The 9309-nt window shown below is 72.6% G+C and carries 6 protein-coding genes and 1 riboswitch; of the genes, 4 read left to right on the top strand and 2 right to left on the bottom strand.

Going from position 1 to position 9309, the window contains the following annotated elements; genetic code table 11:
- Positions 1-201: 201 nt before the first annotated feature.
- Complete coding sequence (locus ACFV0O_RS17650; protein ID WP_380342333.1) at positions 202-1203, bottom strand: class I SAM-dependent methyltransferase; 1002 nt, start codon at positions 1201-1203, stop codon at positions 202-204.
- A gap of 598 nt (positions 1204-1801) precedes the next feature.
- On the opposite strand from ACFV0O_RS17650, the gene ACFV0O_RS17645 reads away from it, so the two are divergent.
- Positions 1802-3244, top strand: a complete 1443-nt coding sequence (locus ACFV0O_RS17645) for an aldehyde dehydrogenase family protein (RefSeq protein WP_380342330.1) — start codon at positions 1802-1804, stop codon at positions 3242-3244.
- Positions 3245-3336: 92 nt separating this feature from the next.
- Here the strand turns inward: ACFV0O_RS17645 and ACFV0O_RS17640 are convergent, their stop codons facing one another.
- Positions 3337-4794, bottom strand: coding sequence for a glycine hydroxymethyltransferase (locus tag ACFV0O_RS17640; RefSeq protein WP_380342328.1), 1458 nt, complete (start codon positions 4792-4794; stop codon positions 3337-3339).
- Positions 4795-4814: 20 nt separating this feature from the next.
- A riboswitch (ZMP/ZTP riboswitch) is annotated at positions 4815-4911 on the bottom strand.
- 303 nt (positions 4912-5214) lie between these two features.
- Here ACFV0O_RS17640 and ACFV0O_RS17635 point away from each other — a divergent pair.
- From ACFV0O_RS17635 to ACFV0O_RS17625, 3 genes are all read left to right on the top strand, one after another.
- Positions 5215-6192, top strand: a complete 978-nt coding sequence (locus ACFV0O_RS17635) for an ABC transporter permease (RefSeq protein ID WP_380342325.1) — start codon at positions 5215-5217, stop codon at positions 6190-6192.
- A gap of 200 nt (positions 6193-6392) precedes the next feature.
- Entirely contained in the window at positions 6393-8147 is a 1755-nt protein-coding gene (locus ACFV0O_RS17630) for an ABC transporter substrate-binding protein (RefSeq protein ID WP_380342322.1), read from the top strand.
- Between the two features lie 159 nt (positions 8148-8306).
- Positions 8307-9299, top strand: coding sequence for an ABC transporter permease (locus tag ACFV0O_RS17625; protein WP_380342320.1), 993 nt, complete (start codon positions 8307-8309; stop codon positions 9297-9299).
- Positions 9300-9309 lie beyond the last annotated feature (10 nt).

Genomic DNA, 9309 nt, shown 5'->3' with positions numbered 1-9309 from the left:
TTTTTAAACTCACCTGGTGGGACCCGGCCCCCCGGGCCCCGGCCCGGGGGGGGGGGGCCCCGGGCGGAGGGGCGGTGGCTTTGTCCCCCCCGCCCCTGCGGCGTTCCCGCGGCGCGCGGCGTCGGCGGCAGTCCGCGACAGTCCGTGGCGGCCGCGGTGCGGTGCTCCCCGCGGTGCGGTGCTCCCGCGGACGGGGACCCGTCAGCCGCGGCGGGCCCGGCGGATGGCGGTGGTGACGACGGGCGGGAGGAGGTCCCGGGCCGCGCGCTTGGCGACGTTGACGGGGCGGCGCGCCTCCGCAGCCCGGGCCCGGCGGGCGGCCAGGTCGCCGGCGGCCTCGTCGCGGGCCGACCGGAGCGCCCGGTCGGCCTCCACCGCGGACTGCTCGGCCTCCCGGCGGGCCGACTCGGCGACCAGCCGGCCGTGGTGGCGCGAGCCGCGGAACCGCTCGATGCCCTCCGAGTCCCCGGTCATCCGCAGCACCGGGCGACCGTTGAGGGTCTCGGAACTCAGCTGACAGCCCGCCGCGAGGTCGATCCGGTCCAGCAGCTCGCGCTGGAACGGCTCCGGGTCGCCCCAGGTGCCGTAGAACTTGCACTCGGTGAGCAGGATCGGCTTCAACCCGTGGTTGAACACGGCCTCCCAGGTCGCGGCCGCCACTCCGGGGGTGTGCTGCGAGCGGTAGTCGTCCAGCACCACGACGCCCTGCTCCTGCAAGGCGACCCGGGCCACCTGGAGGTCCCCCACGACGTGCTCGTACAGGTGGGAGGCGTCGATGTGGATGAACCGGAACGCACCGACGGGGACCTTCCCGCCGGCCAGGACCGAGGTCGGCGCCTGGATGATCTCCGGCAGCTCGTCGTGGAAGGACAGGTAGTTGCTCTCGAAGGCCGAGCGGGTCAGCGTCTTCCGGTAGGAGAGGTCCATCTCGGCGGCGTTCTCGTCGTCGGGCGCGTCCGAATCGAAGAGGTCACAGACGGTGAACGTCTCGCCGGGCTGGAGGTGCTCGCCGATCACGATCGCGCTACGGCCGAGGTAGGCCCCCATCTCCATCAGGTCACCGGTGACGCCGGTCTTCTCCTGCCGCCCCAGGAACCATTCGAAGGAATGCCGGTCGTGGTCCCAGAACCACCCGGGGACGTCGTCCAGGCTCGCCGGCTCGGCAGTGTGCTGCGACTCGCCCGACAACGCGGCGTCGGTCATGGAAGCTCCTTCGGGGCACGGGTGGACCGGTGGATCTCTCACCGGACCTCAGCGGGAGGGGAGTTCCGGGGCGGTCGCGGTACGCGCCGGCCCCGACCGTGCGCAGCACGTCGAGACATCGTCAGCAGTATTCCCCCGCCGCTGAGTTCACAGCAATGTACCTGCGTACCGACCACTGTGTGGAGGTCTTCGCGCGGGGAGTTTCCGGAACCGTCACCGAACCACCGGAAGGTGAACACGGTGGTCGTCGGACGGGGATTCCTCATGTCCCGTTCAACGCCTCCGCATGACCGGTTCCGGGGACGACCCGGGTGTCGGCTCCGCACCCGGCGCCGACGTGCCGGCACCCCGGCGTGCCGGTCGCCACGCGCCACGGGGACAGGTTGCCGCGCGACACGGGGACCGGCAACTCGGAGGGCGCCGGGGGTGGCACCGGCCCGGGTGCCGATCCGTTCGACGCGTGCGCCGCGCGGTTCGGCCCGCGGTGACCGGCAAGTCTGCCGGGCCGGACCGGCTCTTGCGCGCGCCCGCCCGGGCCGTTTTGACTGGCCTCCGACGAGCGCCGTCGGTCAAACGGCTGAGCAGACGAGCTGAGCAGATGAGGGGACAATCGGTGCAGCAGTACGCGGAGTACAGCGACCAGTACATCGACGGGGCCTGGCGGCCCTCCGGAGACCCCGGCTCGACAGCAGTACTGAACCCTGCCACCGAGCAGGTGCTCGCCACGGTACCGGCCGGCGGGACGGCCGACGTCGACGCGGCGGTGACGGCAGCCCGCCGGGCCGCCCGGAGCTGGGCCGCGACCACCCGCGAGGAGCGGCTGGACCTGCTGACCAGGCTGCGGGACGGGCTCGACGCCGCACAGAACGAGATCACCGAGACGGTGGTCGCCGAACTCGGCGCCCCGGTCGGCTTCACCGCCGCCGTCCACGCCGGGCTGCCGCTGACCGTGGCGACCTCCTACCTGACCCTGCTCGCCGAGCACCCCTTCGAGGAGCGCATCGGCAACTCGGTGGTGCACGCCGAGCCGGCCGGCGTCGTCGCCGCGATCACCCCGTGGAACTACCCGCTGCACCAGATCGTCGCCAAGGTCGTCCCCGCGCTCGCGGCCGGCTGCCCGGTGGTCCTCAAGCCCGCCGAGGACACCCCGCTGGTGGCCCGGCTGTTCGCCCGGCTGGTGCACGAAGCCGGTTTCCCGGCCGGGGTGTTCAACCTGGTCACCGGCACCGGGGAGCTGGCGGGCGCGGCGCTCGTCGCCCACCCGCAGGTGGACGTGGTGTCCTTCACCGGCTCCACCGCCGTCGGCCGCCAGGTAGCCGAGACCGCCGGCCGGGGCCTCAAGCGGGTCGCGCTGGAACTCGGCGGCAAGTCGGCCAACGTGGTGCTGCCCGGCGCCAACATCACCCGCGCCGTCAAGAACAACGTCGCCGGCGTCTTCGCCAACTCCGGCCAGACCTGCAGCGCCCTGACCCGCCTCCTGGTGCACGAGGACCAGTACGAGGAGGCCGTCACGCGGGCCGCCAAGGCCGCCGCCCAGTACGTGCCCGGCGACCCGACCGACCCGCAGACCCGGATCGGGCCGGTGGTCAACGCCAAGCAGCTGGCCCGGGTGCGCGGCTACATCGACGGCGCGCTCGCCGAGGGCGCCCGGCTCGTCGTCGGCGGCTCGGAACCCGTCGCCGAACTGCCCACCGGCTTCTACGTCCGCCCGACCGTGCTCGCCGACGTGACGCCGGAGATGGCGGTCGCCCAGGAGGAGGTCTTCGGCCCGGTCCTGGTCATCCTCGCCTACCGCGACGAGGACCACGCCGTCGAGCTGGCCAACGGCACCCCGTACGGCCTGGCCGGCGGCGTCTGGGCCCGCGACACCGACACCGCCGCCGCCTTCGCCCGCCGCCTCGACACCGGCCAGGTCGACCTCAACGGCGGCCGCTTCAACCCCCTCGCCCCCTTCGGCGGCTACAAGAACTCCGGTCTCGGCCGCGAACTGGGCCGCCACGGGCTGGAAGAGTTCCTGCAGTACAAGTCACTGCAGTACTGACCGGACCGGCGCGGGATCGGGATCGTCACCCGGGGCGCCGGGACGGGCCCTGAGCCCGGGCTGCCGGGGATGCGGCAGCCCGGGGGTGTCGGTCAGGCGAGATCGATGCCCGGGTAGAGCGGGTAGGGGGCGAGGAGGTCGGCGGCGCGCTTGGCCGTGGCGTCGCGGAGGGCGGGGTCGAGGGCGTAACCGGCCTTGGACGGGGTGCCGTTGGCGGCGGTGGTGGGGGTGGTGGCGCGCAGGACGGTGTCGATCAGCTCGGCGATCTCGTCCATCTCGGCGGTGCCGAGGCCGCGGGTGGTGAGGGCCGGGGTGCCGAGGCGGACGCCGGAGGTGTACCAGGCGCCGTTCGGGTCCTGCGGGACGGAGTTGCGGTTGGTGACGATGCCCGAGTCGAGGAGTGCCGCCTCGGCCTGGCGGCCGGTCAGGCCGTAGCCGGAGACGTCGGCGAGGACGAGGTGGTTGTCGGTGCCGCCGGTGACCAGCGTGCCGCCGCGGCGCAGCAGGCCCTCGGCGAGGGCCCGGGCGTTGGCGACGACGGCGTGGGCGTAGGCCTGGAACTCGGGGCGGCGGGCCTCCGCGAGGGCGACGGCCTTGGCGGCCATGACGTGCGAGAGCGGGCCGCCGAGCACCAGCGGGCAGCCGCGGTCGACGTGTTCGGCCAGCTCCGCGGTGCAGAGCACCATGCCGCCGCGCGGGCCGCGCAGGGACTTGTGGGTGGTCGTGGTGACGATGTGGGCGTGCTGGACCGGGTCGTGGTCGCCGGTGAGCACCTTGCCCGCGACCAGGCCGGCGAAGTGCGCCATGTCGACCATGAGGGTGGCGCCGACCTCGTCGGCGATCTCGCGCATCGTGCGGAAGTTCACCAGGCGCGGGTAGGCGGAGTAGCCGGCCACGATGATCAGCGGGCGGAACTCGCGGGCGGTCTCGCGCAGCGCGTCGTAGTCGATCAGGCCGGTGGCCGGGTCGGTGCCGTAGCTGCGCTGCTCGAACATCTTGCCCGAGATGTTGGGGCGGAAGCCGTGGGTGAGGTGGCCGCCGGTGTCCAGGGACATGCCGAGCATGCGCTGGTTGCCGAGGTCCCGGCGCAGCTGCGCCCAGTCCTCCTCGGTGAGGTCGTTGACGTTGCGGACCCGGGCGCGTTCCAGGGCCGGGCTCTCGACCCGCTGGGAGAGGACGGCCCAGAAGGCGGTGAGGTTGGCGTCGATGCCGGAGTGCGGCTGGACGTAGGCGTGGTCGGCGCCGAAGAGTTCGCGGGCGTGCTCGGCGGCGATGGACTCGACGGTGTCGACGTTGCGGCAGCCGGCGTAGAAGCGGCGGCCGACGGTGCCCTCGGCGTACTTGTCGCTGAGCCAGTTGCCCATGGTGAGGAGGACGGCCGGGGAGGCGTAGTTCTCGCTGGCGATCAGCTTGAGCGAGGCGCGCTGGTCGGTGAGTTCCCGGCCGATGGCGGCGGCGATCCGCGGTTCGACGCCGGCGACCACGTCGAGGGCGCTGCGGAAGGCGGTGTCGGCGGCGGGGGTCGCGGCGGTGTGGGGCTGCTGGGCCAAGGCGGTCTCCTGGTGGGGATACGGATGGCCCAGGCGCTCGGCAACTTCACGTGAGGTTTCACGAGGCCGCTTCCCGATGGTTGATTCCATCCCTGCGCGCCAGTCGCAGCCCACCGGGAGCCTACCAACACCGGACGGACTGTGGCGGAGGTCTCAGAATGCGGGACGGCCGAACCGGTTTGCAGGCTTATGTCCGTTCTCCTGCAACGCCGGTGTTGCACCGAAATGAAGTCGCCACATTTCCCGAAACAGTTCTGCAGGAATTCCCGGAATGGGCCTCGACGGGATTTGCGGAACCTCGGACGCATCCGATCTGATGTCACTCGAACGGCCCACGGGAAACCCCTGCGGGCCGGACCGGAAATGCACACCAGCGCACCCCCACCCACGGGGCGGCGGAGAATTCGGGGGTTACTCCTCATGACAGTGGCCGACACGGTCCGAGCGCCCGCGGCCGGGCCCGCGCCCGCTGCGGCCCCGCACCTGCTCCGCCGGATCCTGCGGGACCGGGTCGGCGCCGCCGCCCTGGCCGTCGTGGTGCTGTTCCTGCTCCTCGCCGCCGCGGCCCCGCTGGTCGCCGCGCTGTACGGGAAGAACCCGGCCGAACACTACGGCCAGAACACCCCGGGCCTGCTCAGCGAGGGCGGCCTGCCGATGCTGCCGAACGGCGGGATCTCCGGCGACTTCTGGTTCGGCCTGGAGCCCGGCCTCGGCCGGGACGTGTTCACCCAGCTGCTGTACGGCATCCGCACCTCGCTGCTGGTCGCCTTCGCCGCCGCCACCGTGACCACCGCGCTGGGCGTGCCGGCGGGCGTCGCGGTCGGCTACCTCGGCGGAACCGCGGACCGGCTGTTCGGATTCCTCGCCAATGTGCTGCTGGCCTTTCCGGCTCTGCTCCTGCTGCTCGCGCTCAGTCCGGTCATCCAGTCCCGGCTGGTCGATCCGGGCACCGCGGAACCGGAGTGGATGCAATTCCTGGTCCTGGTCCTGGTCTTCTCCGCGTTCGGCTGGATTCCGCTCGCCCTTTCCCTGCGGGCCGGCGTGCGCTCGCTCCGGGAAAGGGATTTCGTGCAGTCCGCCCGGGCCCAGGGCGCGAGCCGATTCCACGTCGTCGTCCACGAACTCCTGCCGAACGTGCGCTCGCAACTGCTGGTGCACGCCACGATGGCCGTGCCGGCCTACGTCGCCTCCGAGGCCGCGCTGTCCTTCCTCGGCGTCGGCATCACCGAGCCGGTGCCGGACTGGGGGCGGATGATCTCGCGCGGCTCGGAGGTCTTCCGGGCCGATCCCACCTACATGGTCTTCCCCGGCGTCGCGCTGCTGCTGTTCGTGATCGCCTTCAACCTGCTCGGCGACGCCGTCCGGGACGCGCTGGACCCGTACTCCGGCGCCCGCTGAGCCCACCGAGCCCGCCCGCCGCACCCGGCGGTCCCGGTACACCCGCCGTTCCGGTCCGGCCGCCGTTCCGGTTCACGCACCGTTCCGGTTCACGCACCGTTCCCCGGCAACCCCGGCACGACGGCACACCCGCCACACCGTTCCCGTTCGTCAACCCGAGCCTCCCCGGCGCGATCCGCCGGGGCGAGGAGAGATTCCCCATGCGCTGGACCAGACCGTCCCTCGCCGTCGTCGCCACCGCCCTGCTGGCGACCTCCTGCTCGGCCGGCGCGGGCGGCCCCGGCCCCGCCGGTGCCGGGGCCTCCGCCGAGGAGACCGCCCCGCTGACCGCCGCACTCGGCACCGAGCAGGAGAGCGCCGGCCCCGCCCCGGCCGTCCCGGGTGCCCGTGCCGGCGGCACGCTGAACGTGTACAACAGTGTGGAGTTCCGCCACCTCGACCCGCAGAAGGTCTACGCGGGCGCCGCCTACAACGCCTCGCTGCTCTGGGGGCGGCAGCTGACGCAGTATCAGATCGTCGACGGCAAGGCCAAGTTGGTCGGCGACCTCGCCACCGACACCGGCACCCCGGCCGACGGCGGCCGCACCTGGACGTACCGGCTCAAGCAGGGCGTGGCCTGGGAGGACGGCCGGCCGATCACCGCCCAGGACGTCAAGTACGGCATCGAGCGGACCTTCGGCAAGGGCTACGAGGTCGGCCCGCCCTACTGGCCGCAGTGGCTCACCGGCGAGGCGAACTACGAAGCGGCGCGCGCCAAGTACGCGGGCCCGCAGGACGGCGACCTCGCCGCGATCGAGACACCGGACGAGCGAACCGTCGTCTTCCACTTCCCGCAGCCGCAGGCCGACGTCCCGTACATGGCCGCACAGTCCTCCTCCTCGCCGGTGCGCCGGGACAAGGACACCGGGACGGACTACGACCGGCTGCCGTTCGCCACCGGCCCCTACCGGATCGTCGAGCACGTCCAGAACACCCGGATGGTGCTGGAGCGCAACCCGGCGTGGAAGCCGGAGACGGACCCGATCCGCACCCAGTACCCGGACAAGTTCGTCTTCACGTACGGCAAGGAGGCACTCAACCTCAACCAGGAGATCCTCTCCGGGCGGGACGGCGGCGCCAACGCCACCACCGCCGCCGACCCCCTCTCCCCCGAGCTCTACCAGACGACCGACACCGACCCCGGGGCCGGCGAACTGGTCGTCACCGGCCGGCAGGGCGCCTTCGTCACCCAGCTGGTGATCAACAACGAGCGGGTGCCGGACCTGGCGGTCCGCAAGGCGCTGGACCTCGCGTACCCGCGCCGGCAGGCCCGCCAGGTCCAGGGCGGCGCCCGGACCGGCGAGCTCGCCACCACCCTCAGCTCCCCCGCCCTGATCGACTGGCAGAAGTACGACCTCCACCCGGCCGGGCCCGAGGGCGACCCGGCGGCCGCCAAGGCCGAACTCGCCAAGGCCGGGCAGGCGCCGGGCAGCCTGACCTACGCGTACAAGAACACGCCGAACGGGCAGCGCGTCGCCCAGGTGCTGGTGGACGGCTTCGCCAGGGCCGGGATCACCGTCGTGCCCAAGCCCGTCGACCCCAAGGCCTTCCTGGACGAGGTGCACCGCAGCGACTCCCCGTACGACCTGTTCGAGGAGACCTCCTCGGTCGACTGGCCGACCCCGTCCACGCTGATCCCGTTCTCCTTCGACGGGCGGGCCGGCAGCGACGTCAACTCCGCGCGCTACCGCAACCCCGAGGTGGACAAGGAGATCGACCGGATCAACCGGATCGGCGAGCCGCGCGCCAAGGCCAAGGAGTTGTACGCGCTGGAGCAGACCGTGATGAAGGACCTTCCGGTGCTGCCGTTCGCCTACCCGACCACCAGCCAACTGCGCGGCAGCAACGTCGGCGGGGCGTTCATCCACCCCATCTACGGGACGGTCTCGCTGTCCTGGCTGTACCTGAAGTCCTGACGCACCGAGGCCCGGGAGCGGTCGGGCCCACCTCCGCCCCCCCCGAACGGGGGTGGAGTGTGTCCGACGCTCCCGGCCTCGTCCCCTCGCTCCTTCCCCCCTCTCCCTCGCCCCCCTCGCGCCCCTCGTCTCCCCGCCACGTAGACCCCCGGATCGGCCATGCTCTCCTTCGTCCTGCGACGGACCGTCCAGGCCCTCGCCGTCCTGGTCGCGGTATCCGCCGCCGCCTTCGCCCTCTTCTACGCCGCGCCCGCCGACCCGGCCCGCGCCGCCTGCGGCCCGCGCTGCGACAGCGGACAGGTCGCGGCCGTGCGCCGGAGCATGGGCCTGGACCAGCCGCTCGTCGCCCAGTACACCGACTACCTCGTCGGGGTCGTCGCCGGGCGGGACATCAACGACGTGGACGGCTCGGCCCTCCACTGCGCCGCGCCCTGCCTCGGCTACTCCTACCGGCTGCACCAGCCCGTCAGTGAGGCACTGGCCGACCACCTGCCGGTCACCTTCTCCCTGACCGCCGGGGCACTGGCCGTCCTGCTGGTGCTCGGCCTCGGCAGCGGGTTCGTCTCCGCCCTGTTCCACGGACGGCGCACGGACCGGCTGCTGTCCGGCTTCACCCTGGTCGGCGCCAGCGTGCAGATCTACTTCCTCGGATACGTCGCCCAGTGGCTCCTGGTCTACTCCACCGGTCTGCTGCCGCTTCCCTCCTACACCCCGCCGGCCGAGGACGCGGCGGCCTGGGCGGGCGGGATGCTGCTCCCCTGGCTCGTCCTCGGATTCGTCAACTCGGCCGTTTTCGCCAGGCTTTCGCGCTCGCAGCTACTGGAGACGATGAACGAGGAGTACGTCCGCACGGCCCGCGCCAAGGGCCTCGGACGGCTGCGCACCCACCTCAAGTACACCTCGCGCGGCGCCGCCGGACCGCTGGTGCAGCTGCTCGGGCTGGAGGCCGGTGCGCTGCTCGGCGGAGCGGTGATCACCGAGACGGTGTTCGGGCTGAACGGGGTCGGGCGGTTCGCCGCGCAGGCCGTCGCCGGGCAGGACCTGCCCGCCGTGGTGGGCGCGGTGCTGTTCGCCGCCTGCTTCGTGGTGCTGTTCGTCGCGCTGGCCGACCTCGCGGTGGCCTGGCTCGACCCGCGTGTCCGACTGAGCTGACGGGAGTGTT

It is taken from the genome of Kitasatospora sp. NPDC059577 (assembly GCF_042735475.1).
In the GTDB taxonomy this organism is placed as follows: Bacteria; Actinomycetota; Actinomycetes; order Streptomycetales; family Streptomycetaceae; genus Kitasatospora.
This window is presented reverse-complemented; position numbering and strand designations above follow the sequence as displayed.

Coding starts and splice junctions, on each gene's coding strand:
- ACFV0O_RS17650 (WP_380342333.1), bottom strand. CDS start 1,203: ATGACCGACGCCGCGTTGTCGGGCGAGTCGCAGCACACTGCCGAGCCG.
- ACFV0O_RS17645 (WP_380342330.1), top strand. CDS start 1,802: ATGAGGGGACAATCGGTGCAGCAGTACGCGGAGTACAGCGACCAGTAC.
- ACFV0O_RS17635 (WP_380342325.1), top strand. CDS start 5,215: ATGACAGTGGCCGACACGGTCCGAGCGCCCGCGGCCGGGCCCGCGCCC.
- ACFV0O_RS17630 (WP_380342322.1), top strand. CDS start 6,393: ATGCGCTGGACCAGACCGTCCCTCGCCGTCGTCGCCACCGCCCTGCTG.
- ACFV0O_RS17625 (WP_380342320.1), top strand. CDS start 8,307: ATGCTCTCCTTCGTCCTGCGACGGACCGTCCAGGCCCTCGCCGTCCTG.